Source organism: Corynebacterium nasorum, assembly GCF_030229765.1.
In the GTDB taxonomy this organism is placed as follows: Bacteria; Actinomycetota; Actinomycetes; order Mycobacteriales; family Mycobacteriaceae; genus Corynebacterium; species Corynebacterium kefirresidentii.
The window spans coordinates 126,609-151,274 of record NZ_JASPGY010000007.1 but is presented as its reverse complement, the minus strand read 5'-3'; the positions used below and the strand labels follow the sequence as shown (position 1 = coordinate 151,274).

Annotated in this window: 27 protein-coding genes; 9 read left to right on the top strand and 18 right to left on the bottom strand. The window is 60.1% G+C overall.

The window, feature by feature from the left end:
• Positions 1 to 116 precede the first annotated feature (116 nt).
• Positions 117 to 704 carry a YdcF family protein gene (locus tag QP904_RS08775; RefSeq protein WP_284835905.1) on the bottom strand — a complete coding sequence of 196 codons (588 nt, stop codon included), beginning with the start codon at positions 702 to 704 and terminating at the stop codon, positions 117 to 119.
• Positions 705 to 758: 54 nt separating this feature from the next.
• Between QP904_RS08775 and QP904_RS08770 the strand changes: the two genes are divergently transcribed.
• A complete protein-coding gene (locus tag QP904_RS08770; RefSeq protein WP_284835904.1) occupies positions 759 to 2,792 on the top strand; it encodes a TPM domain-containing protein in 2,034 nt (677 codons plus the stop codon).
• 63 nt (positions 2,793 to 2,855) lie between these two features.
• Here the strand turns inward: QP904_RS08770 and QP904_RS08765 are convergent, their stop codons facing one another.
• Genes QP904_RS08765 through QP904_RS08755 form a run of 3 tightly spaced genes read right to left on the bottom strand, consistent with a single transcriptional unit; the run spans position 2,856 to position 5,193 of the window.
• Positions 2,856 to 3,302, bottom strand: coding sequence for a hypothetical protein (locus QP904_RS08765; RefSeq protein WP_284835903.1), 447 nt, complete (start codon positions 3,300 to 3,302; stop codon positions 2,856 to 2,858).
• Complete coding sequence (locus tag QP904_RS08760) at positions 3,302 to 3,811, bottom strand: hypothetical protein (RefSeq protein WP_284835902.1); 510 nt, start codon at positions 3,809 to 3,811, stop codon at positions 3,302 to 3,304. Before QP904_RS08760 ends, QP904_RS08765 begins: the two co-directional genes overlap by 1 nt.
• A 2-nt stretch (positions 3,812 to 3,813) precedes the next feature.
• Positions 3,814 to 5,193, bottom strand: coding sequence for a glycine--tRNA ligase (locus QP904_RS08755; RefSeq protein WP_284835901.1), 1,380 nt, complete (start codon positions 5,191 to 5,193; stop codon positions 3,814 to 3,816).
• 183 nt (positions 5,194 to 5,376) lie between these two features.
• Between QP904_RS08755 and QP904_RS08750 the strand changes: the two genes are divergently transcribed.
• A complete protein-coding gene (locus QP904_RS08750; RefSeq protein WP_284835900.1) occupies positions 5,377 to 5,667 on the top strand; it encodes an ArsR/SmtB family transcription factor in 291 nt (96 codons plus the stop codon).
• Positions 5,668 to 5,740: 73 nt separating this feature from the next.
• The gene (locus QP904_RS08745; protein ID WP_049361563.1) at positions 5,741 to 6,160 is read left to right on the top strand and encodes a Fur family transcriptional regulator; all 420 of its coding nucleotides are present in this window, start codon (positions 5,741 to 5,743) and stop codon (positions 6,158 to 6,160) included.
• Between the two features lie 110 nt (positions 6,161 to 6,270).
• Here the strand turns inward: QP904_RS08745 and QP904_RS08740 are convergent, their stop codons facing one another.
• Positions 6,271 to 6,933: a CPBP family intramembrane glutamic endopeptidase gene (locus QP904_RS08740; protein ID WP_200288790.1), complete on the bottom strand. Its 663-nt coding sequence runs from the start codon at positions 6,931 to 6,933 to the stop codon at positions 6,271 to 6,273.
• Positions 6,934 to 7,071: 138 nt separating this feature from the next.
• Here QP904_RS08740 and QP904_RS08735 point away from each other — a divergent pair, with 138 nt between their 5' ends.
• Together QP904_RS08735 and relB are read left to right on the top strand one after the other, a co-directional pair.
• On the top strand, positions 7,072 to 7,521 hold the full coding sequence (locus QP904_RS08735) for a hypothetical protein (protein WP_284835899.1): 450 nt from the start codon (positions 7,072 to 7,074) through the stop codon (positions 7,519 to 7,521).
• A gap of 3 nt (positions 7,522 to 7,524) precedes the next feature.
• On the top strand, positions 7,525 to 7,719 hold the full coding sequence (gene relB, locus QP904_RS08730) for a type II toxin-antitoxin system RelB family anti-toxin (RefSeq protein ID WP_239205122.1): 195 nt from the start codon (positions 7,525 to 7,527) through the stop codon (positions 7,717 to 7,719).
• Positions 7,720 to 7,743: 24 nt separating this feature from the next.
• Here the strand turns inward: relB and QP904_RS08725 are convergent, their stop codons facing one another.
• The 4 genes from QP904_RS08725 to QP904_RS08710 all read right to left on the bottom strand — a co-directional run bounded on the left by QP904_RS08725 (position 7,744) and on the right by QP904_RS08710 (position 10,599).
• A complete protein-coding gene (locus tag QP904_RS08725; RefSeq protein ID WP_259825551.1) occupies positions 7,744 to 8,499 on the bottom strand; it encodes an isoprenyl transferase in 756 nt (251 codons plus the stop codon).
• Between the two features lie 10 nt (positions 8,500 to 8,509).
• A complete protein-coding gene (gene recO, locus QP904_RS08720) occupies positions 8,510 to 9,226 on the bottom strand; it encodes a DNA repair protein RecO (protein WP_049361567.1) in 717 nt (238 codons plus the stop codon).
• A 6-nt stretch (positions 9,227 to 9,232) separates the two neighbouring features.
• Positions 9,233 to 10,270, bottom strand: a complete 1,038-nt coding sequence (gene era / locus QP904_RS08715; protein WP_200288786.1) for a GTPase Era — start codon at positions 10,268 to 10,270, stop codon at positions 9,233 to 9,235.
• 182 nt (positions 10,271 to 10,452) lie between these two features.
• On the bottom strand, positions 10,453 to 10,599 hold the full coding sequence (locus QP904_RS08710; RefSeq protein WP_284835898.1) for a hypothetical protein: 147 nt from the start codon (positions 10,597 to 10,599) through the stop codon (positions 10,453 to 10,455).
• Between QP904_RS08710 and QP904_RS08705 the strand changes: the two genes are divergently transcribed.
• Positions 10,598 to 10,978 carry a hypothetical protein gene (locus QP904_RS08705; protein WP_284835897.1) on the top strand — a complete coding sequence of 127 codons (381 nt, stop codon included), beginning with the start codon at positions 10,598 to 10,600 and terminating at the stop codon, positions 10,976 to 10,978. The genes QP904_RS08710 and QP904_RS08705 overlap by 2 nt on opposite strands.
• Positions 10,979 to 11,062: 84 nt before the next feature.
• Here QP904_RS08705 and QP904_RS08700 read toward each other — a convergent pair whose 3' ends face one another.
• The 8 genes from QP904_RS08700 to hemW form a co-directional block, all read right to left on the bottom strand.
• On the bottom strand, positions 11,063 to 12,079 hold the full coding sequence (locus QP904_RS08700; RefSeq protein ID WP_200288784.1) for a formamidase: 1,017 nt from the start codon (positions 12,077 to 12,079) through the stop codon (positions 11,063 to 11,065).
• Between the two features lie 276 nt (positions 12,080 to 12,355).
• Positions 12,356 to 13,204: a pyridoxal kinase PdxY gene (gene pdxY, locus QP904_RS08695; protein WP_284835896.1), complete on the bottom strand. Its 849-nt coding sequence runs from the start codon at positions 13,202 to 13,204 to the stop codon at positions 12,356 to 12,358.
• A gap of 51 nt (positions 13,205 to 13,255) precedes the next feature.
• On the bottom strand, positions 13,256 to 13,873 hold the full coding sequence (ybeY, locus tag QP904_RS08690) for an rRNA maturation RNase YbeY (protein ID WP_284835895.1): 618 nt from the start codon (positions 13,871 to 13,873) through the stop codon (positions 13,256 to 13,258).
• Complete coding sequence (locus QP904_RS08685; RefSeq protein WP_284835894.1) at positions 13,870 to 14,850, bottom strand: PhoH family protein; 981 nt, start codon at positions 14,848 to 14,850, stop codon at positions 13,870 to 13,872. Before QP904_RS08685 ends, ybeY begins: the two co-directional genes overlap by 4 nt.
• A gap of 23 nt (positions 14,851 to 14,873) precedes the next feature.
• A complete protein-coding gene (locus tag QP904_RS08680; protein ID WP_284835893.1) occupies positions 14,874 to 15,635 on the bottom strand; it encodes a 16S rRNA (uracil(1498)-N(3))-methyltransferase in 762 nt (253 codons plus the stop codon).
• Positions 15,635 to 16,786: a molecular chaperone DnaJ gene (gene dnaJ, locus QP904_RS08675; protein WP_200288779.1), complete on the bottom strand. Its 1,152-nt coding sequence runs from the start codon at positions 16,784 to 16,786 to the stop codon at positions 15,635 to 15,637. The genes QP904_RS08680 and dnaJ overlap by 1 nt, the downstream gene beginning before the upstream one ends.
• Before the next feature lie 69 nt (positions 16,787 to 16,855).
• Entirely contained in the window at positions 16,856 to 17,905 is a 1,050-nt protein-coding gene (gene hrcA / locus QP904_RS08670) for a heat-inducible transcriptional repressor HrcA (RefSeq protein ID WP_200288778.1), read from the bottom strand.
• 59 nt (positions 17,906 to 17,964) lie between these two features.
• Positions 17,965 to 19,104, bottom strand: coding sequence for a radical SAM family heme chaperone HemW (gene hemW / locus QP904_RS08665; RefSeq protein WP_284835892.1), 1,140 nt, complete (start codon positions 19,102 to 19,104; stop codon positions 17,965 to 17,967).
• Between the two features lie 147 nt (positions 19,105 to 19,251).
• On the opposite strand from hemW, the gene QP904_RS08660 reads away from it, so the two are divergent.
• The 3 genes from QP904_RS08660 to QP904_RS08650 all read left to right on the top strand — a co-directional run bounded on the left by QP904_RS08660 (position 19,252) and on the right by QP904_RS08650 (position 22,796).
• A complete protein-coding gene (locus QP904_RS08660) occupies positions 19,252 to 20,646 on the top strand; it encodes a hemolysin family protein (RefSeq protein WP_200288776.1) in 1,395 nt (464 codons plus the stop codon).
• Positions 20,646 to 21,704 carry a CNNM domain-containing protein gene (locus QP904_RS08655; RefSeq protein ID WP_284835891.1) on the top strand — a complete coding sequence of 353 codons (1,059 nt, stop codon included), beginning with the start codon at positions 20,646 to 20,648 and terminating at the stop codon, positions 21,702 to 21,704. The genes QP904_RS08660 and QP904_RS08655 overlap by 1 nt, the downstream gene beginning before the upstream one ends.
• A 219-nt stretch (positions 21,705 to 21,923) precedes the next feature.
• Positions 21,924 to 22,796: a hypothetical protein gene (locus tag QP904_RS08650; RefSeq protein WP_200288774.1), complete on the top strand. Its 873-nt coding sequence runs from the start codon at positions 21,924 to 21,926 to the stop codon at positions 22,794 to 22,796.
• A 241-nt stretch (positions 22,797 to 23,037) separates the two neighbouring features.
• Here the strand turns inward: QP904_RS08650 and QP904_RS08645 are convergent, their stop codons facing one another.
• On the bottom strand, positions 23,038 to 24,522 hold the full coding sequence (locus QP904_RS08645; protein ID WP_284835890.1) for a hypothetical protein: 1,485 nt from the start codon (positions 24,520 to 24,522) through the stop codon (positions 23,038 to 23,040).
• Positions 24,523 to 24,666 lie beyond the last annotated feature (144 nt).

Below are 24,666 nucleotides of genomic sequence, written 5' to 3'. Positions count from 1 at the left end.
TCGTAGCATTTCAGCGCTGGCCGACATGGCTCGGTGTTACTTCCTGATTTAACGGAAAAGAACCCCTTTTTCCCTAAAAATGTATCGGCAGCTTAAAAAATATCATGCGATGCTTCTTATCGCCGGGGAAAAGAATCCCTATCTTCCTGCTCAATCGTCTGATGCCGCAGCTTTTGATTCGGGCGCAGGAGCTGCTCCACGCGGTAGAACCCATTGCGCAGTGCGGCGGCACCGCGCGGCGGCAAAAGTCCTGCTACCAGCGCGTAGGCCACGCCACCGGTTTCGTGGGCAAGGTAGCGCCACCAGGGTGTGGAAAAGCGCGCGGCCGGGTAATACGGCGTGCCGGATACGGTGGCTTTTAATCCTTCCTGGCGGGCGATGAGTGCGGTGCGCAGGCGGTGGAGGGGATCGGTGATGATGGTGGCGTCGGAAAGCGCGAAGGCTTCCTTGGCCGCTTTCAGGGAGCTGCGGGTATCTAGCCCCTGCTCCACCGCGTGGACGGTCAGGTGCGGGTAGTACTTGCGCAGAAAGGTGCGGCCGACGCCGGCCTCGGTAAACCTATCGCCAGGTAGCTTGCCGCCCACGGTAATGACTTCCAGCCCCTCGGCCGTGGCTAGCTCGCCGGCATGGCGCAGGCGTCCGGCAAGGATGCGGGAGGGGCGGCCGTCATATTGGGCGGTTCCTAAAACAATTACGTACTTCACTGCCCCATTACACTACCCGTCGAAGAGCTAAGCGGAGCCGGTAAAGTGGTGGGCATGAATTTGAGTGCACGTTTGGGCCGCGCGGCCATCGCCGCTTTCATTTTGGGCTGCACCTCCATCGGTGCGGGCTCTGCCTTTGCCGCTGAAACCACCACCGTGGCGCAGGGCACCGGTACGGCCACCCTCACGGAGAAGGTTACCGATGACGCGGGAGTTTTAAGCACCCAAGAAAAGGCCGAGCTGAGAGAAAAGATTGGCCAGCTGCAAAAGGACGAGCACCGGGTACTCTTTGTTTACATCACCAATAAGCTAGATACGGATCCGGAAAGCTATGCCGCCCAAGTGGTCAAGGACAAGGGGGAAAACTCTGCGGTGTATGTCCTGTCCGTCGATGACCGCAAAATGGGCGTGCAGACGGGCAAAGATTGGCCCAAGGGCCGGCTCGACCAGATGTATGACGCCGCCTATGACAAGCTGACCGGCGATGAGTACGGTGCTTCCGCCCTCGCGCTTGCCGACGCCGCCCTGGGCAACCCTAGTGCCTCCAGCTCTTCTGGCTCCTCCGATTCTTCCGGCCTAGCGTGGCTAGGTGGCGGCGCGGCCGCCATCGTCGCCGCCGGTGGCGGAATCATGTACTACTCCCGCCGCAATACTAAGAAGAATAAGGCGCAAACACTCGAGTCGGCCCGCGAAATCGCCCCGGGCGATACCGATCAACTCAACCGTTTGTCACTAGAGACCTTGGACCAGCTGGCCCAGGAGGAGTTGGTCTCTACCGATGAGTCCATCCGCCGCGGCAAGGAAGAGCTCAATATCGCGCTCTCTGAGTTCGGTCCCGAGCGCGTGCGCCCCTTTACCAAGGCGATGAACCACTCCACTTCTACCCTGCAAAAGGCCTTCCACCTGCGCCAGCGCCTGGATGATGCCGTGCCGGAATCCCCGGCCGAGCGCCGCCAAATGCTGGTAGAAATCGTCTCCTCCTGCGGCCAGGCCGATAATGCCCTGGACGCGCAGGCAGAGGAGTTTGCCAAGATGCGCGATCTGCTCATCCATTCCGATGAGAAGCTGGATGAGCTCACCCAGCGCACCGTGGGCCTGCGCACCCGCCTGCCGGAGGCCGAGTCCACGCTGGCTGGCCTGAAGTCCAACTATGACGAGCACGTGCTCTCCTCCATTGCCGATAACCCCGAGCTAGCCGCCGCCTCCCTCGACGAGGCCGAGAAGCTGCTCGACAAGGCCCGCGGGGTCCAGGCCCAGCCGGCCGGCCAGCAGGGCCCGCTGGTGGGACTTATTCGCGATATCGAGCACGCCTGCGAGATGACGGATCGCCTCATCTCCGGCGTGGAAAACGCCGAGGAGAATATCGCCACCGCCCGCGGCAACCTCGAGGCGCTTATTGCCGAGGTCGAGGGCGAGATCAACGAGGCCCGCGAGCTCGAGCGCCAAGGCAAGGCCCAGGGAACCACCGCGGATTGGAACGCGCTCGAGGAACTGCTCGGTCGCGCTGGCTCCGCAGTCACTGAGGCCAAGGCCCAAGGCCAGCAGGATCCATTGGGCCAGCACACCGCACTTACTTCTATTGACACGCAGCTGGATGAGGCGCTTGACCGCGTGCGGGAAAAGACTTCCACCCACGCGCGCCAACTTGATCTCTTCCGCCAGCAGATTTCCGTGGCGGAATCTAATATCCAGGCTGCGGAGGACCTCATTTCCTCCCGCGGGCGCATCATCGGCTCGGGCGCACGCACCGCGCTTGCCGACGCCAAACGTCTCCACGCCCAAGCCCTCCACACCGAGCGCAGCGATATCCGCGCCGCCCTGCAGTCCTCCCGCGAAGCGGTAGCCGCGGCCCAGGCAGCGCTGCAGCGTGCCAAGGATGACATCGACGAACACCGTCGCCGCCAGCAGCGCCAGCAGATGGGCAACGCGGCCGGCAATATCGTCACCGGTATGGTCCTGGGCCAAATGCTCGGCGGCGGCCGCGGCTTTGGTGGCGGTTTCGGAGGCGGCGGCTTTGGTGGAGGCAGCTTTGGCGGCGGAGACTTCGGCGGCGGCGACGGAGGCGGCTTCCGCGGCGGCTCCTTCTAGCCGAGCAAAGGCCGCCCCGTCTCATCACTCTCCGTGGGCGGCGCCTTCGTTGATTGCGCCGGACTAGGTGCGCAGGGTGCGCGGGGTGGCGTCGAGAAGCGCGCAGGCATAGCTCAAAAACATGGCGTCTAGCTCCGGAAGCTCGCCGACGCCCACGCTCACGCGGAGGCCCGCGCCGGCCGGGGCGGTGCTGGCAACCTCGGCGCCCGAGCGGCGAGCTACGATGCGGCGCTCGCGGCGGAAGGGGTTGCGGCGTTCTAGCAGGTACTCGCGCTCCCCGCAGGCCGCACGCAGGCGGGTGACGGTAATCCCGGCCTGGGAGACCGAGAAATCCTCGCCCACCGCGGTCCGCGCGCGCAAGAAGAAGCGCGGGGAGGAAGAATCCAGCGAGGATTCTAGGGAAAGGCGCTCCCCGCCCGCTGTGATGAGCACACCGTCGCGCACGAAAGCCAGTTGCTCCCCTGCGCCGTTGGTGAGCGCATCCGCGCGCCAAGTCCACTGCGCAGTCATTAGAAGATGAACAGCGCGAGGACGGCAGCGATGGAGGCGAGGACCAAGGTGATGATCCATGCCCAGGCCTTGCCTTGAGTATTGGCATCAAGGATGACGCGGGTAAACCAGCTCAAGCCGGCGACTTCGGCGGTGGTGAGTCCTTCGGCATCGTGCTCGAATTCGAGGATGGACTTGCGCACCCCTGAGTTGCGGGAGGAGAACTGCCCTACCTTGTCATCATTGACATCATCGATGATCCAGTCGCCGCTATTTTCATTAACGAAGTGAAAAGTGCGGCCGTTGAGCGATGCCTCTAGGCGCTTATCGCGGCCGAGGCGGCCGGCAAGGCGGTAGATGGAGCCATCGGCAAGCGTGGCCGAAGCACCCAGATCACTGACCTCGGTGCGCCAGAAGTGGCCGTCGACCTCCGCGGAATGCTCCGAGAACACGCCCAGCTGCTCCGGGCCGTCTTCGGCCAAGAGCACGGGTTTTGCGCGGTCAGAGCGATCCCAGCTGGTGTAATGCATCCCTAGCACCCAATCAGGCGGGAGGCGAGGTAGGCCTCGAGGTCATCGAGCTTCACGCGCTCCTGCTCCATGGTGTCGCGCTCGCGCACAGTTACGGCATCATCATCGAGGGTGTCGAAGTCGAAGGTGACGCAGAACGGGGTACCGATCTCATCCTGGCGGCGGTAGCGGCGGCCGATGGCGCCGGAGACGTCAAAGTCCACGTTCCAATAAGCGCGCAGCTTATCGGCCAGCTTGCGGGCAGGCTCAGAAAGTTCTTCCTTCTTCGACAGCGGAAGTATGGCTACCTTGATCGGCGCTAGGCGGCGGTCCAAACGCAGAACCACGCGCTTATCGGTGCCGCCCTTGGCGTTCGGGGCTTCTTCCTCGTCATAGGCATCCACCAGGAAGGCCATCATGGAACGGCCCAGGCCGGCAGCCGGCTCGATGACGTACGGGGTCCAGCGCTCGTCATTGGCCTGGTCATAGTAGGACAGGTCCTCGCCCGAGCCCTTGGCGTGTACGGACAGGTCATAGTCCGTGCGGTTGGCCACGCCTTCCAGCTCGCCCCACTTGGAGCCCTTGAAGCCAAAGGCGTACTCCACGTCCACGGTGCGCTTGGAATAGTGGGAGAGCTTTTCCTTCGGGTGCTCGTATAGGCGCAGGTTTTCTTCCTTGATGCCCAGATCTACGTACCAGTTGTAGCGGTCATCAATCCAGTACTGGTGCCACTCTTCGTCCTCGCCTGGCTTAACGAAGAACTCCATCTCCATCTGCTCGAACTCGCGGGTACGGAAGATGAAGTTACCTGGGGTGATCTCATTGCGGAAGGACTTGCCAATATTCGCAATGCCAAACGGTGGCTTCATGCGCGAGGAGGTCATCACGTTCTTGAAGTTGACGAAGATGCCCTGTGCGGTCTCCGGACGCAGGTAGTGCAGGCCCTGCTCGTCATCGACTGGCCCCAGGAAGGTCTTGAGCAGGCCGGAAAAGGCCTTTGGCTCGGTCCAGTCGCCCGGCTGACCGGTTTCCGGGTCATTGATATCTGCCAGTCCGTTTTCTGGCTCGTGGCCGTGCTTTTCCTCATAAGCTTCAATGAGGTCGTCGGCGCGGTAGCGCTTGCCCGTGTGGCGGGATTCCACCAGCGGGTCAGAGAACACCTCAACGTGACCGGAAGATACCCAGACCTGGCGCGGCTGGATGACGGAGGTATCTACACCCACAACGTCTGCGCGGGACTGGACCATGTGGCGCCACCACTGGCGCTTGATGTTTTCCTTGAGCTCTACACCAAGAGGGCCGTAGTCCCACGCGGAGCGGGAACCGCCGTAAATTTCACCTGCCTGGTAGACCAAGCCGCGGCGCTTACACAGGTTTACAACGGTATCGATGACGGATGCCATAAGTTTTCGGACTCCTCTGGTAGGGGACAGTCTTGACAATCTCGTTCAGTCTAACCCTAAGCGCTTGCCGGCGGTGGATTAGGGCATGAATTTAATTTGAAATACATACGGGTTATTGAACACATCGGGTAATATAAGGGTGCCCGACAGGTAATAGTTATTTAATTGAAGGTGACATTCCCTATGACGACCACTGATACGGCGATTAATAGTTCTGCGGCCGCCGGCGTGATCGCTGCCCTCGATTCGCCCCTACGCATCGCCATCATCTCCCGCCTGGCCGAGCGCGATCACTTCGTGCATGAGCTAGTAAAGGCTACTGGTAAGTCCCAGCCACTCATTAGCCAGCACCTGCGCGTCCTCAAGCAGGCGGGCATTGTTGACTCCGAGCGCAGCGGGCGCGAGGTAACCTACTCACTCACTGCGCCGCAGGTTTTGGACTTGCTTGCCGACGCCGCAAGGATCGCCTCCTAGCCCACCCCTCCACCGTGCATATAAAGCCGCCTGAGCATGCAGTTGTTGAAAAAGAATTGATAATATAAAGGCCATGGCTTTACACGACAGTATTCCCAAACTAGGAGCGCGCAATACCAAGCAGCGCACCGCAGTCGTCGAGGTGCTGCGGGATATGGAGAAATTCGCCTCCGCCAAGGAGATCTATCACGAACTCCAGGAGCGGGAGGAAAAGGTGGGGCTGACAACCGTGTACCGCACCCTGCAGTCCCTAACCGATATCGATGCAGTGGACGCACTCCACATGCCCAATGGCGAAACCCTCTACCGCCATTGCGAGACCGACGCCCATCACCACCACTTGGTATGCACCAAGTGTGGCCGCACCGAGGAAATCGACGGCGGCCCCATTGAAAAGTGGGCGACCTCCGTGGCCAAGGAGTACGGCTTCGAGCTCACCGGCCACGATGCCGAGGTCTTTGGCATCTGCAGCAACTGCGCCGCTTCCGCCTAAGCATCCCCGCTCCGCCTAGTGAAGCCGCTCCTCCCCTAGCCTCAGTCTCCACTCCGGAGCCTGGGGTTTTCTTGCGCGGCCCGACTGTGGCAGCGCCTTCCACGCCAAGACTATAGCGCCGAGACCGCAATCAACTGCACAACCACATTATTGACCAAGTGCACAATAAAGCCTGCGCGCAGCGAATTGTGGAAGCGGGTTACAAGCGCGCACCCCATTCCTAGAAACGTCGCATACACCATGACCGGCGGCGCAATATGGACGAGACCAAATAGCAAAGAGCTGAGGATCACGCTGGCAAACGCTGGGACGCTGCGATCTAGATACCCCATCAGCAGGCGGCGAAACACAATTTCTTCCACCAGCGGTGCCAGCAAAAGATAGGAGGCCAAAGAAACGACCACCATGACACCGCGTCCATCTGCTGCAGATGTACTTTCCGAGGGCGATAGCCCCAACAGCGGCCCCACAATCGCGGCAGCGACTCCCGCTACAAAAATGGCGAGAGGAACTTGCCACAATAAGTGCCAACCACGTCGACCTAAGGGAACAAAGCCGAGACTAATTCCCCGACGCTTGAGGTAATACACCAACGCAACAGTCGGCACTACCACTGAAATAACAAGTGCAGCAGGCAGAACTACACCGAGCCCACCCGTGGTCAAACCGGTCTTCAGCATGGCAAAAACTGTCACTACCAATAGGACATCCATTGAGATGATTGCCACTATTCCGATTAGTGCGTCTTTTAGCCTGATGTCGTCTTCTGCCATGCCTCCACCCTAAAAGGCTGCCACTCATCCTTAAGAACGAATCTCACCCAAGAAGTAAAGCACCCTTTATAGTAAAGGACGCTTCACATAAGATGAGTGTCAAGCACACTTTACAACCACTTATTTCAGGAGGCCTCCTTGCAGACCACCCGCTTTGGCCGCCTCAAGTTTGGTGGCACCCAAACCAAACTCCTCACACTATCCGTTGCGGCTGGCGCGGGCCTCGCTGCAGCCGCCGGCGCCATCGTGGCCGCATTCGTACACGATGATTCGCCGCTACTAGCGTTTGCTGTGTACGCACTGTGCCTATTTCCTGTAGCTACGGCGGCTAGCTGGGGATTCATGGTGGATCGAGACACCATCCGTGGGGCAACACCCGATCCGGAAAATTCCATCGAATCCCATTGGTATTCGCAAGCCTCCGAAAACACCCTGCACGCCATGCTCTTTGGCATCGGCGGACTTGGCATCGCTTCCTCTTTTTGGGATTTCCACGTTTCGGGCACCCTGCTCACTATCATCTTGGGAGTCTTTGTGACCGGCACCTTTGGCATTAGCTACTTTGCCCACAAGCGGGCGGCAAGCTAAGCCATGGACAACCGGCTTAAAGAGATTCGCGAGAGCCAAGGTCTCTCCCAGCAGGGCTTAGCCACGGAGCTAGGCGTATCGCGCCAAACGGTCATCAGTATTGAAAAGGGGCGCTACGATCCTTCGCTCCCCCTCGCATTTCAGATCGCGCGCCACTTTTCCTGCCGAATCGAGGACATCTTTATCCCCGAGGTATAAAGCACACCACTTTGGTGCTGCGCGTTACTTCTTAACGCCACCGAAGCGGCGGTCGCGCCGCGCGTATTCCTCGATGGCGGCAAAAAGGTCCTCCGGAGTGAAATCCGGGAAGAGCTTATCCTGGTAAATCATCTCCGCATAAGCCGACTGCCACAGTAGGAAGTTGGAGGTGCGCTTCTCTCCGGACGGGCGCAGGAAGAGATCGACATCCGGCATGCCCGGGTCATAGAGATGCTGTGCGATGGTTTCTTCCTTAATATCGCGCGGGGTGAGCTCGCCGGCTGCAACCTGCTTGGCGATGTCCCGAAAACCATCCACCAGCTCTGCCCTACCGCCGTAGTTCACGCACATGGCCAAGGTCATCTTGGTGTTATCCTTGGTCAGCTCTTGGGCGGCCTCGAGCTCCTTAATCACTGAGCGCCACAGGCGCGGGCGGCGCCCAGCCCACACCACGCGCACGCCCCGCTCGTTGAGCCACTCGCGCTGGCGGCGCAGCACGTCGCGGTTAAAGCCCATGAGGAACCGGACCTCCTCGGGGCTGCGGCGCCAATTCTCCGTAGAGAAGGCATATGCCGAAAGATAAGGAACGCCGGCGGCCAGGCAGGCATCGACGACGTCAAGAAGCACGGCTTCGCCGCGCCTATGCCCCTCGGTGCGCTTCATGCCCTTCTCTTGGGCCCAGCGGCCATTGCCGTCCATAACCAGCGCAATATGGCGCGGCATGAACTCATCCGGGATATTCGGCGGGGTCAAAGTGCGGTTCGGGTCTGGCGTAATCACGGGCTATATTCTACTGCTCCATTACCTGCAATGCGGAAACATTGCGCTCCATGTGCCACTGCAGGTGCGCCCGCGCTAGGCGATGCCCCTCCTGCTTTTGCGCATTCGTGGGATTCGTCGGGTAGTTATGCGCTAAAAGCCACAGGTGATGCAGCGTTTCCGGATCCACCTCGGCTGCACCCGGCGGCCGGCATTCGTGGCACGCCGCCCCGCCGACTGCCGGGTGAAAGGCGTGGTGCGGGCCGGGCCGGTTGCACTGGGCACAGTTGAAAAGGCTCGGCGCCCAACCGGCATGCGCCATCGCCTGCAGCAAGAAGGCATCCAGAGTCATGGTTGGGTCCGCAGTTTGCAGCCGCTCCAAGGTCGCGGTGACGGATTCGTAGAGGTAGGGGTCATGGGCTGCGTCGGCAAAAGCCAGGCGCTCGGCTGACTCCAGCACCGCGCAGGCTGCCGTGTAACGCTCATAGTCCTCGATGAGGCGCGCGCCAAAGTAATCCACCGTATCCGCTTGGGAAATGGTGGCTAGGTTCTTGCCCACGTACAGCTGAACATCAAGGTTAACGAAGAGCTGCAGGCGCGAGCCAAAGCGCGACTTGGCACGGCGCACGCCCTTGGCCACCGCGCGCACGAGGCCGTGATCGCGGGTGAGTAGGACAATGACGCGATCGGCCTCACCAAAATCGTAGGTGCGGATGACCACTGCGCGGTCACGATAGTTCTCGCGCATAGTGGTTTAAAACCCGAGCCTACCCAGCGACTTCGGGTCAGACTGCCAATTTTTCAGCACTTTAATGCGCAAGTCTAGGTATACGTTCTGGCCCAGCAACTCGATGATTTCTTTGCGAGCATTGCCCACAATGCGGCGGAAGCGCAGGCCATCCTTGCCTTCGATAATGCGTTTTTGGCCAGGCCGCTCCAAATACAAAATGGCGTGGATATCCAGCACACCCTCACGGGTACGCGATGGCAACATCTCATCCACCTGCACCGCCACCGAGTGCGGCAGCTCCGCCTTCAAGCCGGATAATGCAGCCTCACGAATGAGTTCCTCGATGCGCTTTTCCTGGCCTTCATCGGTGATGTGATCATCTGGGTAGAACTTCGGGCCTTCTGGCAGGTGATCCACGATGACCTGCACGAGCTCATCAAGCTGTACACCTTCCTTGGAGGACACCGGGATGACTACCGCATTCGGGTCATCTTGGGAAAGTAGCTCGTGCAGGGCCAAAAGCTGTGCGCCTACCTGGTCTTTGCTGGCTTTATCCAGTTTGGTGACGATGCCGATGATCGGCGTCTTCGGCGCAATGGAGCGCACGTTGTCCAGGATCCAGCGGTCACCCGGGCCAATCTTCTCATCGGCCGGGATGGTCAGGCCAATGACATCCACATCGGCGTAGGTATCCTTGACTACCTCATTGAGGCGCTCACCCAACAGGGTGCGCGGGCGGTGTAGGCCCGGCGTATCCACGACGATTACTTGGGCATCTTCGCGGTGTACCAAGCCACGGATGGTGTGGCGGGTGGTCTCCGGCTGGTCAGCCGTAATCGCAATCTTCTGACCTACCAGGGCATTGGTCAGCGTCGATTTACCGGTATTCGGGCGGCCGACAAAGGACACGAAGCCGGAACGGAATCCTTCCGGGGTGTCGGTGTACTGCGAATAGTCAAGCGGGGCGGCCGCATTCTCGGCGCCTTCCGGCACGGCATCATCGGGGTCTTCTGGAAGACCCTCGAATGCCGCATCAAACTGTGCATCAAAATCAGAACTCATTACCCGCAATAATAGCCCACAGAGCCAAAATCTCCGATTAGTTCACGGCCAATTTCTACCAGCGGTACAGAATAGGGCTAATCTATGGAGAAACCTCTTCTCCCCAGCACAAACCGTGCTGCCTCCCCGGAAAGGCTCCTCCATGCCTCGCACCTCTCCTGCGCTCATTTTGAGCGCTGCTCTTACCCTCTTCCTCTCCGCCTGCTCCTCCCCGATTCCGAGCCATCAGCAGAGACGAGCACTACCTCTGCGACGATCTCTTCTTCGTCCGCCACCAGCTCTTCGAGTACGGCCTCTTCTGCTGCTACCAGCAGCGGCGAAGAGAGCATGCCTGAAGAACCTGCAAATAGCGTTGCTGCAGAGCCAGAGACCCAGGCCGAGGCTACAGCTGCGGAGCCAGAGTTGCTGTATTGCGATGACGGGCTAGGCGCGTTTGGCCATTTTTCCGATGGCTCTTGGCACCCAACTGAGCTCTGCAACACTCCAGAGCTACAAAGAGCTGTTCGGGCTGAAGAAGTCTGCGGTGGTCCAGGCGGACAATATAAGTGCCCCGAAGAATGGGCCGAGCTGTGCAATGGAGGCCTTCCGCCTTCAGATTCGCTTAACGACTATGGCGACGTAGATGCCGGATACACACCAGAGTCTGACGCAGTGTTAGATACGCCAGCCGATGCCGATACAGGTGCGGTAGAAGGCGACGAGTATTAGCAGCAAAAAGACCGCACGCTGGACAACACCAAAGCCCTGCGCCCGTCGAAACGGGTGCAGGGCTTGCCGCTAAATTAGTGAAGCTTACTTAAACTCGTCCGGCAGCGGTCCAAGCTGCGGGCCGTCCGGGTAGTACTTCCAGCCGTCCTTGATGCGGACGTCGTCAGCCCACGGGAGCTTGTATTCGCCCTTGGCCAAGTCCTCGACCCAGGTGAGATAGTTTTCGGTCTTGCCGCCGGGGTAGCCAACGTAGCCGCGGTTACCCAGGTTGAAGATGTTGTTTTCAAGGCCCCAGTTGATGCGCGCCTTATCGGCCAATTCTGGGAAGATTTCGGCAGTGACGATTTCGCCGGGATTGCGGTGGCCCTCAGAAATCATGTGGCCATCGTAGTTGCAGACGTTGCCTTCACCGAAGTAGTAGAAGGTGTTGTCATAGCCAGCCAGGTTCACCGAAGCAGTGAACATGAGGTTCTGGAAGGCATTGGTCTTATTGGTCATGATCCACTGATCCTGGGTCTGCGTGGAGTAGCCCGAGATGCGGATGTAGACATTGGCGCCCTTATAAGCGGCCTCGCGTGCCAGCTCAGGGAACATGCCATCGTGGCAGATGTTCACGGCGAGCTTGGAGCCCTTGGGGCCGTCGCAAACCGGCATACCCAAATCGCCTGGGTACCACGGTTCGATAGGAGTCCATGGCTGGAGCTTGCGGTAGTGCAAAGCAATCTCGCCATCGGAGTTGATGATGATGGCGGTATTAAACGGCGGCTTTCCTTCCTCATGGTTGGGCTCCATGATGGAGAATACGCCCCAAACGTCATTTTCCTTACAAGCCTGCTTGAACTGATCTACCTTGGGATCATCGAGGCCAATGAGGAATTCATCATAAGACCAAATCTTGGTGTTGAGACCAGAGGAAGAATATTCCGGGAAGACAATGAGGTCAAGATCTGGGTAGCCCGCCTTGGTGGAGGCAACCATGCGGCAGATTTCATCCACGCTGGCTTGGACGTCCTCCGGGGTGTTAACCACAGGGACGGGGTACTGAATGAGGGCCATCAAAAGGCCGTCGGGAGAGGCGCTGATGCTTCCGGTACTAGACATGGTGAGCTCCTTCTACTTGATGAGAACGTGACTGCCGCCATATTAATAGGACATGGTGCCCCATACCACTTTCAAGCAGGCGTGGGTGTCTCATATGAGAGACTCGGAAAGTAATACAAGGAGCAGACAAAGAAAGCCGAGCTGAGGCTGCATCCTCAGCTCGGCCAAATCAAGCTAGACCTAGCGTGGCAATACGCCGCAGTGCTGCGCTAGGCAACCTAACCTCTCACTGGATAGGGTCCGCAACAATGGGCTTTCCGTAGAGATTGCCCAGGCCTAAAGCTCCTCCGCGTGGAACTGCATGCGCGGGTGTGCGAATACATCCTGGGACTGGATGAGCTGAAGCTCAGCAGTCTCGGCCTCGTAGGTGTTTTCCAGCAGGTCGTAGACAGAGGAGGCGGTGCGGCGCAAGGACTCCTTAACGTCGCTGGTCTCGGTGTAGTGGCCGGTAAACAAGGCGGCGGTGACATCGCCGGAGCCGTTACGCTTAAACGGCAATAGTGGCGTGGACACTAGGAAGGCGCGGTCGCCGTCAACGGCGAGCATCTCAATCTGGCCCTCTGGGGTCTCGGGACGCTTGACGGAGGTAACCAGAACGGTCTTTGGACCGATTTCCTGCGCCTTCTTCACCGCGGCGAGGGTTTGATCGAGGGTGCCAACCTCGGAATCGGTGAGGTAGCCCAGCTCAAATTGGTTGGGGGTGATGATATCGGCAACGGGCACAACGCGGTCACGCAGCAGCGGCGGGATCTCATCGGAGACAAAGCAACCGGACTTAGCATTGCCCATTACAGGATCGCAGGCGTAAAGCGCCTTGGGGTTAGCGGCCTTAACGCGGCGGACGGTTTCCACGATGGCGTCGGCAATGTCGGCGCCGCCCTGGTAGCCAGACAGAATGGCGTCAATCTGTGGGAAGGCACCGCGCTTTTCAATGCCATCGATAATGGAGGTGACATCGCTAGCCGGAATCATCGGCCCGCCCCAGTCACCGTAGCCAGTGTGGTTGGAGAAATTCACCGTGTGGACCGGCCATACTTCATGGCCGGCGCGCTGCAGAGGAAAGACGGCCGCAGAGTTGCCAACGTGGCCGTAGGTGACGTGGGACTGGATGGAAAGGATAGTCATAGGTTTCCATTGTGCTACGCGGCGCACGCGCTCACAAAAGAAAGCGAAAAATTATTCTTCCGGGCGATCTTGTGGTTCTCCCACCGCAGGGATGCCCCCACCAGGAACCTGCTTGTCCAGGTTGGCGCGTTCGGCGGCATCGGGAAAAGCCTTCGGCCCGGAAGGCTTGGGCTGATAAGCCACGCCACGATCGGCCACATCGTCGTACCAATCCGCAAGCAGCTCGTTTTGGCGACCAAACATTTCCTTTTCCTCGGCCGGAGTGGAGTGGTCATAGCCCAGCAGGTGCAGGCAGCCGTGGACCGTAAGCAGGGCAAGCTCGTGACCTAGGGAGTGCCCAGCGGCATCGGCCTGGCGCAATGCGAATTCGGGGCACAACACAATATCGCCGAGCATTGCTGGGCCTGGATCGGCGGCATCGGGACGGCCGCCACCGGCGATGGCACCGGGGGTGAGCTCATCCATGGGGAAGCTCATGACATCGGTGGGGCCCTCCAGATCCATCCAGCGCACGTGGAGATCCTCGATGGTCTTCAAATCCACGCAGGTAATTGTGCACTCGGCATCGGGGTTGATGTCCATGGCGCCGAAGGCATAAGAAGCGATGTCAATCAGCATCTCCTCGTTGACGCCCTCGAAGCCGGATTCATTGAGAAACTCGATACTCATTCCATTCCCTCGTATTCTGCGGCTTTCTTATTATCAAAGGTCTCATAGGCATTGACGATGCGCCCGACCAGCTGGTGGCGCACCACGTCTTTCGCTCCCAAGTCCGCAAAGTGAATATCCTCCACGTTGCGCAGGATGCGGCGCACGATGCGCAGGCCGGAGACCTGGCCATGTGGGAGGTCTACCTGGGATATGTCACCGGTGACCACGATCTTGGAGCCAAAGCCCAAGCGGGTGAGGAACATTTTCATCTGCGCGGGCGTGGTGTTTTGAGCTTCATCAAGGATGACAAACGCATCGTTCAATGTGCGGCCGCGCATATAAGCCAACGGAGCGACCTCGATGATGCCGGCCTCCATGAGCTTAGGGATCATCTCTGGATCGAGCATGTCCCGCAGGGCGTCGTATAGCGGGCGCAGGTACGGATCAATCTTGTCATTGAGCGTGCCCGGCAAAAAGCCCAGCTTCTCCCCTGCCTCCACAGCCGGGCGGGTGAGAATAATGCGCGAGACCTGCTTGGTTTGCAGAGCCTGCACCGCCTTGGCTACCGCGAGGTAGGTCTTGCCGGAACCGGCCGGGCCGATACCAAAGACCACCGTATTATCGTCGATGGCCTGCACGTATTCGGACTGGCCCACCGTCTTTGGGCGGACGGCCTTGCCACGGCGCTTGACGATGTCCGCCGCCAGCGCCGCCGAAACCGACTGCGGCGCCTCTACCGCCACCATGTCCATCGTGTGCTTGACCGTATCGGTGGATACGGCGTGGCCACGGCGGGCGATGGCTTCGAGCTCGTCGAGGATCTTCGCGGCGCGGGCCACCTCGTAGTCAGGGCCGGTAACGGTGACCACGTTGCCGCGGGCAAAAAGGTCCGCATCCAGGCGGTTATTGAGCACGCGCAAGTTATCGTCCGCGCTACCCAGCACGATGCTGACGTAGGCGGAATCTAGCTCACATTTCTTCGTGATGATAGGCACGTGCTTTAGGCTACCAGCGCCGGCTACCACCGCTGGGTGCGCATGCCGATTGCCGCCAGCGCCACCATTGCCGCGCTGGCTGTGCGCAGCACCTCCGGGCCGAGCTTGATAGGCGTGGCGCCGGCCTCCTTGAGGCGATCGAGCTCGGCGTCACCGATGCCGCCCTCGGGGCCGACGAGCAGAACGACATCGTCTGCGAGCGTGACATCCTTGATGGAGGCGGTGGCTTCCTCATGCAGGACAAGCACGGTGGTTGCAGCCGCCGCATCACCGGCGGCACGGTCGCGGCTGAGTTCTTGGACGAGCTGCGGGGTGGTCAGCGGGCCGCGCACCTGGGGGATGCGGGCGCGGCGGGATTGCTTGGCCGCAGAATCTGCGGCCGCCTGCCACTTGGCCACCGCTTTGGGTGCCTTCTTGCCGTCCCATTTGGCCACGCAGCGGTCTGCCTGCCAGGCGATAATCTCATCGGCGCCGGCTTGGGTGGCCAGATCCACGGCGAGCTCGGCACGCTCGGACTTCGGGATGGCCTGCACCACGGTCACCCGCGGGGTGGGCTCAGGCGTGGTGACGATGGACTCAACCATGCCCTCTAGGGAGTCCTTGCCCGTGGCGGCGGTGATGGTGAGGGTGAGGCGGATACCGGTGCCGTCGATAAGCTCGAGGCGCTCGCCCTCCCCCATGCGCTTGACCGTCACGGCGTGGCGGGCCTCCGGGCCAGAGAGGCTGAAGGCCTCGCCGGTGCGCGCGGCGGAAAGGTCCGGGTGGATGAAGACGGGGAGCGACATTAGCGGCGGAACTTATCGCGGATGCGGCTGAAGAAGGATTCCTCTTGACCGTCGCCGGTGGTGCGCACGCGCGCGCCCTCGTCGCGGGAGTTGCGAATCTTCTCCAGGGACTCGCGGGTCTTGCGGTCCAGGTCCTTTGGCACGACGACGTCCACATGGGCAAAGAGGTTGCCAAAGCCATCGGTGCGCAGGCGTGGCATGCCGGCACCGTCGACCTTGATGGACTCACCCGGCTGGGTGCCCGGTTCGATATCGATCGTGAGCTCTTCACCATTGAGCTGGTCGATGGTGAAGTTGGTGCCCAAGGCGGCGTCAATCATCGGCACGCGCACGGTGAGGTTCAAATCATCGGCATTGCGCTGGAAGACGGGGTGCTCCTCCGTGTGGACCTCAACATAGAGGTCACCGGCCGGGCCGCCGCCGTGGCCGACCTCGCCCTGGGACGCCATGCGGATGCGCATGCCGTCGTTGATGCCGGCCGGGATATTAACGGTAATATCGCGACGCTTCTTCACGCGGCCGTCGCCGGCGCAGTGGTTGCATGGATCGGTGATGACCTCGCCAAAGCCCTGGCACTTCGGGCACGGGCGGGTGGTCATCACGTTGCCCAAGAAGCTGCGCTGCATCTCCTGGATTTCACCCATGCCGTTGCAATTATCGCAGGTAACCGGCTTGGACTTGGACTCAGAGCCGGTGCCGCCGCAGGTATCACACAGCACGGCGGTATCCACGGTGACCTTCTTCTTCAAGCCGGTATAGGCCTCTTCCAAGGTAATGCGAGTGCGCAGCAGGGCATCATTGCCCGGTTGGACGCGGGACTTCGGGCCGCGGGAGCCGCCAGCACCGCCGCCAAAGAACTCGGCGAAGATATCGCCCAGGCCGCCGCCACCGAAGCCGCCAAATCCACCCGCACCGGCGCCACCGCCGCCTTGTTCCATGGGGTCGCCGCCCATGTCCACGATCTGGCGCTTTTGCGGATCCAGTAGGACCTCCTGAGCCAGCGCGGCATCGCGGAACTTCTCAGCCGCGGTTTCATCATCCGGGTTTAGATCCGGGTGATACTTGCGGGCCATTTTGCGGTAGGCCTTCTTAATCTCCTGGTCAGTTGCGTTTTTATCAACACCGAGGATGCCGTAATAGTCACGAGCCACTGTAAGAGATATTCCTTCTAATTCGTCTTGTTGGGGTTAACTTGAAAAAATAATGCGCGGCCAGCTAGTTTACTCGCACTGCTCGCCGGCCAAAATTTCGCTCACATACCGTGCAACGGCAGAGACCTTAGAGATTGTTCCCGAGTAATCCATAAAGGTAGGCCCCACCACGCCAAGGCCGCCGAGCGTGGCCACCTCATCGCCGGTGCCGAGACCATAGCCCGTGGCCACAACGGAGGCTTGGCGCAACTGGTCTTCTTCGTTTTCCTCGCCGATGACCACGGAGACGTTGCCTAGATCCGGCACACGGGCAAGCAGCTTGAGGACGACGACCTGTTCTTCCAACGCCTCAATAATCTTGGGTAAACCTTCTGGGAACTCGCGGGCCACGCGCGTCAGGTTGGAGGCACCGGCCATAATCAGCCGGTCGGAGGGCTGCTCCACTAGGGTCTCGATGAGCGTGGTGGCCACCTTGAGCACATGGTGGCGGATATCCAAGGGAGCCTCGTCGACGAGGTGGGCAAGTTCCACGGAGGCGTCGCTAAGCGTCTTGCCCACCAGCGCACTATTGACGATGTCACGCAGGCGGAAGGTCTGATCCTGGTCAATGATTTCATCGAGCTCCACGTTGCGCTGGTCCACGCGGCCGTTATCGGTAATAAGCACCAGCAGCAGGCGCACTGGGGACAGCGCCACAACCTCGCAGTGCTTTACGCGCGAGACCTTAAGGTTGGGCAGCTGGACGACGGCCGCCTGCTTTGTCACCTGCGCCAATAGCTGCACCGAGCGACGCAGCACGTCTTCCAAGTCCACGCCGCCTTCCAAAAAACTGAGCATCGCGCGGCGCTCCGGGGTCGAAAGCGGCTTGACCTCATGGAGGGAGTCGACAAAATGGCGGTAGCCCTGCTGGGTGGGCACGCGGCCGGAGCTGGCGTGCTGTTGGGCGATAAGGCCCTGGGATTCCAGCACGGCCATATCATTGCGGATCGTGGCCGAAGAAACACCTAACTGGTAGCGCTCCAGCAGCGTTTTAGAACCGACCGGTTCTTGGGAGGCAATATAGTCCGCCACGATGGCGCGCAGGACTTCCTTGCGGCGGGCATCGGTTGAGGTAGACACTATGTCGCTCCTATTCGCTTGGCTCTTTCACGTGCTTTCGAGTGTAGACGGGACGAAGATTAGGTTTCTTCAGCGACGAGGAGATCGGTGATGATGCCATCGGCCAGCAAGCGGCCGGGCTTAGTGATGCGTACGCGTTCGCCGGCGCGCTCAAGCAAGCCACGGCCGATGAAGCGCTCGAGGGCGGGAGTGGCGTGGGCATCAAGCCAGGTCTCCGGGATGCCCTCGCGCAGGCGCAGGCCAAGCATAACCTTTTCCATGTGGCGGTCGGCCTCAGTGAGCGCTTCGGTTTCCTTAATGGGCAGCTCGCCGCGGCCAAGGGCGTCGATATAGCGCGAGGGGTGCTTGACGTTAAAAAAACGCTCGTTGCCCAGGTGTGAGTGGGCGCCGGGGCCTGCGCCCCACCAATTGCCATCTACCCAGTAGATGCGGTTGTGCTCGCACTCGCCACCAGGCTTGGACCAATTGGAGACCTCGTACCACTCAAATCCTTCCGCTTCGAGGGTGGAAGAAATCATCTCGTAGCGCCGGGCCAGCACGTCCTCATCAGAGGCGGGCAAGATGCCTTTGTTGACCTTACGAGCCATGCGGGTGCCGTCTTCGACGATGAGCGAGTAAGCGCTGACGTGGTCCACGCCGGTCTCCAGCACGCGGTCTAGCGTTTCGCGCACATTGTCATCCGTTTCGGTGGGCGTGCCATAAATCATGTCCAGGTTGACGTGCTCGAAGCCGGCGGCGCGAGCCTCGCGAGCGGCGGCGAAGGCGCGTCCAGGGATATGGGCGCGTTCTAGGACTTGGAGAACGCCGGGGGAAGCGGACTGCATGCCGAGGCTGATGCGGGTATAGCCGGCGTCGGCAAGCTGGGCGAAATACTCCGGTGAGGTGGACTCCGGGTTGGATTCGGTGGTGACTTCCGCCCCTGGTGCCAAGCCGAAGGTGGAGCGGACGGTGTTGAGGATCCGGGTCAGCCCCTGCCCGCCCAGCAAAGAAGGCGTGCCGCCGCCAATGAAGACGGTCTCGGCCGGGCGGCCTACGCGCGCGGCCGCCAACTCCAGCTCGCGGTCCAAGGCATCCAGATAAGGCCCGGTGAGATCGCGCGGGCTGCCGAGCTCTCCTGGGGTATAGGTGTTGAAATCGCAATACCCGCAACGAGTGGCACAGAAAGGAACGTGGATATACAGCCCGAAGGGTTCAGTCATGGATAAAACCCTAATAGGGCGGGAACAAAATGGCCGAAAGGGGGGTTAAGCATGTAGTATGTTTGCATCTTCCCAAGTAGAAAGGCACCCTCAGTGGAACCTCCCAGTCGATGTCCCTACCTCCTTCTAGGCGGTGGGGAGTAAATCATGTTATCGGCTATTTTGATGATCCTGGCCGGATTTGTAGTCATCGGCCTCATCATCGTCGCGAATGCATACTTCGTGGCCCAGGAATTTTCTTTTATGTCCGTGGACCGCACACAGCTGCGGTCCCAGGCTGCTGAGGGGGATAAGACGGCGCAGCGCGCGCTGGCTATTACCCAGCAGACCTCCTTCATGCTCTCCGGCGCGCAGCTCGGCATTACTATTACCGGCCTGCTCATCGGCTATGTGGCCGAGCCGCTCGTGGGCCAAGGTCTGGGCGTCCTGCTCGGCGGCGTTGGTGTGCCGAGCGCAGTGTCTATTACCGTGGGCACCATCCTGGCGCTTTTCATCTCCACGATTGCAACCATGCTCTTCGCGGAGCTTTTCCCCAAGAACTATACCATCGCCGCCCCTATGAAGACGGCGCGCTGGCTGGCCTCCTCCACGCAGCTTTACCTGCGGCTATTCGGCTGGCTCATCCACTTCTTTGAGTACTCTTCCAATGCCATCCTCAAGGTTTTTGGCATTGAACCGGTAGAAGACGTGGACTCCTCCGCCACCGCCGATGACTTGGAATCCATCGTGGATTCCTCCCATGAGGCCGGCGATCTGGATGAGAATACTTATATGGTGCTCGACCGCCTGCTGGATTTCCCTGAGCACGACGTAGAGCATGCCATGATCCCGCGCTCCCGCGTGGACGTCATTGACCCGGACACCACCCTTGGTGAGGTTCGCGAGATGATGTCGTCCGATCACACCCGCTACCCCGTCATCGATGATGAACATAACCCGGTGGGCGTCGTGCATCTTATCGACGTGCTGGGAAGCGACCTTCCCGCCGCCACCAAGGCCACCAGCATCATGCAGGACCCCGTCGTGGTACCCGAGCTGATGCCGCTACCAGATGTCGTGGAAGAACTGCGCGATAGCGAGCAAAAGATGGCCTGCGTCATCGATGAATACGGCGGCTTCGTAGGCATCGTGACCATGGAGGACTTGGCCGAGGAAATCTTGGGCGATGTCACCGATGAGCACGATATCGAAGAAACCGAGGAAATCACCGAGCAGGACGATTCCCACTGGGTGGTAGATGGCGATACGCCCATTGATGAAATCGAGCGGGCCATCGGCCACGACCTGCCTGAGGGCGACTTCGAAACCGTCGCTGGCCTCGTCATCGCCCACTCCGGCGCGTTGCCAGAGGTCGGTGAGGAACACGCCATTCAGCTCGAGGCCGAGCCCGATGATTGGGTGGACCACGATGAGGCGCCCGTGCGCTCTATCCGCCTGCGCGTGCAAGAGGTGGACCGCCACGTGCCCTCCGTCCTTGCCATCGAGCTGGTGGAGGATTACCCCGACCAGTCCGATGATGACGATGAGAAGGAGGATGCATAATGACCGAATCTTGGTGGCTTAACCTCCTCGTTACCCTACTTATCATCGCCGCTTCCGGCTTCTTTGTGATTATCGAGTTCTCCTTGATGGGCGCTCGCCGTCACCGTTTGGAAGAGTATGCGGAAAATTCCCGTACTGCCCGGGCCGGCCTGCGCTCGCTCAATGAACTGACCATCATGCTTGCCGGCGCGCAGCTGGGCATTACCGCCGCTACCTTCGTGCTGGGTGCCGTGACCAAACCGTGGGTCCACCACCTGCTCATGGCCCCGCTCGAAGCTGCAGGCCTACCACTGGGCATTGCCGATGTCGCTAGCTTTATCCTCGCCCTCTTCATCGTCACCTTCCTTCACTTAGTGCTGGGTGAGATGGCGCCGAAATCTTGGGCGATCGCCCACCCAGAAACCGCACTGCAGGTCATCGCGGTACCCGCGCGCGGCTTCGTGTGGATCTTCCGCCCGCTGCTGAAATGGATCAATGTCATGGCCAATAAGCTCGTGGCCATAGCTGGCGAAGAGCCCGTCGATCGTGCCGGTGCAGCCGGCTACGACGCCGAGACCCTGCGTACCTTGGTCGAGCATTCCCGCGAAACCGGCGCATTGGATGATGACTCCGCCAACCAGATTTCCGATGTCATCGAGTTGGAAAACTCCACCGTTGGCGCCATGGCCCGCGCCCATGGCTCCGAGGTAGTGCCCCTGCCTTCCGACGCCACCGTGGACGATCTCCAGGACCTCGTCGTGCGCAAGAACATCATGCGCGTACTGGTCTTTCCTAAGGACTCCCGCGTTCCCCGCGTAGTCCACGTGCGCGATACCTTGCTGGCAGCTCCGGAGACCCCGGTCCTCGAGTTCTCCCGCCCTGCCCTGTCCGTGTCTTCTTCTACTACCGTGCAAAAGACCTTGGACCATATGCGGGCCCGCAACGAGCAGCTCGTCATGGTGGGTAAGGCCGATAAGGACAATGCCGTGTGGATCCTTACCTGGGATGACATCATGGGCCAGCTGTGGCCGCAGATTACCGAGCAGCTAGACAAGGTCACCCCTCCCCCGGCCGTCTAAGTCCCGCTCGTCCCCGCCCGCGCCCGCCCCTTTTTGCCGGCGCGGCCTTTCCTATTTCCCGCCCTCGCGCAAGTGCAGCCTCTCCACCTTGTGGACAAGTTCGCCCCTGCTTACCCCAGCAGCCACTTTGAGCACTTGACCATCTCAGCCTCCTCGTTATCCACAAGCCCGGCCGTTACTTCCTCGCGCCGGCCAGAAGCGTGTCCTTTGCTTAAAGGCATGACAACACCACTGACCAATATCGATTCCATCCGCGCTAACCACCCCACCTTTTGGACCGACCTGAAAAACGGCACCTACCTTAAGCTCGCACCGCGCATCGCTGTCCGGCGCGATCACTATCATTGCCTCGATTTCCCGTCCCAACTGCGCCTGCGCGCCATTGCCGCCGCTCGCAGTGCCTATACCGCAGTACTCATCTCCAAATCCGCCGCCCGAGTACATGGCCTGTGGGTCATCGCCACGGCCGAGGAACAGATTGAGATGGCACTTCCCACCAATACGCTCCCCCACAAAGACCGCCGCCACCCCGAGCGCATCTACCGCAAGGCTTCCCTGCCTGAACCTGTCCTCGTGGACGGCGCCCGCTGTGTTTCCAAAGCCCGCGCGGTTATCGATATCGCCCGCTACCACGGCTTTCGCGATGGCCTCATCGCCGCCGACTCGGCACTACGCGCCGGAGTAAGCCGGGAAGAACTCACTCAAGAATTCGCCCGCATGGGAAGAGTACGCAATAGCCGCATCGTCCGCGCTGTGATCCACCATGCCTCTGAGCTTTCCCGTTCTCCATATGAGTCCTTTGCCCGCGCCCTTATCATTGAGGCTGATTTCCCGTGGCCTATTTTCTTCAAAGCACAGTTCAAAGCTCTTCCCGACATCACGACCGCTCTGTGTATCAACAACGCCTATCTCGTTGACATCGTCTCTGCGAAGGCGCTGCCCCACCTACGCGAGCGTCACCAGCTCCTACGAAAGGCGGGATTCACCGTCCTTTGTTATTCCCCGAGACAGCTCGTCGACCACCCCGACCGTTTTCTGTCCGACCTTACCGCCACCGTCTCCGCTGGGCAGAAGGCCGCCCGTTCCGCTTAAGTCCGCGGTTTCTACCTGCCGCCACATCTGACTTCCTCTCCCCTATCTTTCCCTCCCCTGCCATTCGCGCTCACCGGCAGCACTTTCGCGACGAAATCTGCCGCGCCGGTGAGCGCGAAGGGAGGGTGTGAGAATATTTCTCGGGATGCGACGCAACAGTGACTACAAATCGAAAGAGCCTCCCCGAGAACATGCTCGTGGAGGCTTTACCGATTCCAGCTAAAGACCTAAGAGAATGGTCTTACTGGTTGATGCGCCATGGGACGCTGTTCTTCGGCAGCATGCCATGGGTGTAGAGGTAGTCAACGGCAGACAGAATGCCCAGTACCGTGCCGCCACCTACCAGGGCTGCAAGGAAGGAGAAGCCGGCCACGGAAGATAGGTCCGCGTCCTTGCCATCCTTGCCGTTGATACCGTCGCGACCATCGCGTCCGTCACGGCCGTCGCGACCGTCGCGGCCGTCCTTGCCGTCCTGGCCATCTTCACCGTCGCGGCCGTCCTTGCCATCGCGACCGTCGCGGCCGTTCTCGCCGTCCTGGCCATCTTCACCGTCGCGGCCGTCCTTGCCATCGCGACCGTCGCGGCCGTCGCGGCCGTCCTGGCCATCTACGCCATCCTGGCCATCCTTGCCGGGAACAACGACAGCCTCGCTGGTAGAAGGCTCGGTGGACTCCTCAGGAGTGGTTTCCTCGGAGGAAGGTTCCTCGGAAGGATCGACCTCAGCAGGCTGATCCTTGGTCTTCTTGCCGTTGAGCATATCGGAGCACAGCTGGCCGGCCGGAGCGTTGACGGCTGCCAGGTCGGAGGCCGCCGTAGAGATATTGTTCAGGGAGTCTTCGATGCTCTTCTGCTGATCCTTGCTCAGCTTCAGGTCGCCAGCGACGTTCGCACCTGGAACCAAGCCAGCGATGGTAACGGCTGCATTAAAGAGCTTCAAGATAACCTTGGTTCCCTTGCCAAAGGTACCGTCTGCGAACTTGAGCAGGCCGGATACGGTCTTCTTTGCGGCATCCGGGTTATTCATATCAACATCGGCATCGGCATTATCGATACGTCCGATGGCCATGCCCTGGGCACGGGAAAGGTCCCAGGTAACGGTCTTGTCCTTCTCGCCTTCCTTGACCAGCTTGGCAATGCCATCCCAGGTCTTACCGGAAATCTTATCGATGAAATCGGCCGGAACCAGGTCACCGACTACCGGAATGATTTCCCAGACGGTCTTGATAATCTTCTCGCCGCCATCGTAGAACGCCTTAGCTAGGGCAAGCTTGAGGTCGAGCAGGTTGCCTTCCTTTTCAGGGGCATCAGTCACCTCACAGACCAGCTGGTCCTTCTTTTCGTCTTTAACCACCTTGACGTTCACGTCGTCATTGGAGGCCTCGGTCTGTGCGAGCTCATCAAGAGAGGTCGGCTTTGCAGGCTTCTCGGGGGCCGGAGTCTCGGTGGCTTCCTCAGCACCATCTACAGCATATGGGGTGATGGAATCGGCGGCATCGTCTTCCGCGTCGAGTTCTTTCATCGCCTTATCACCGGCGTTGTTTTCCTCGAGCAGGTTGCCTTCTTCATCGAATTCGATGCCATTGAGGCTTACGGTATCGTCGGTGGTCTTTTCTTCGACGAAGGTAGTGTCCTCGGCAGCGACGGCGGTAGGAACAACGGTAATGGAAGAGAAGGTGGCTACGGCCACTGCGCTGGCAATGAGGCGAGAAGTTCGGCGTGCGCCCATGGTTTGACTCCCTGTAGATATGGTTGAAGAATTTAATTGCGCGCGCCGCGTGTAGATGATGCTAGGGCACGGCGTTCGCGTGGACGGAAAATACCCTACAGCGCTCTAAGAGTATTTTCTACTTAAATTTTAAGGGTGACCTGG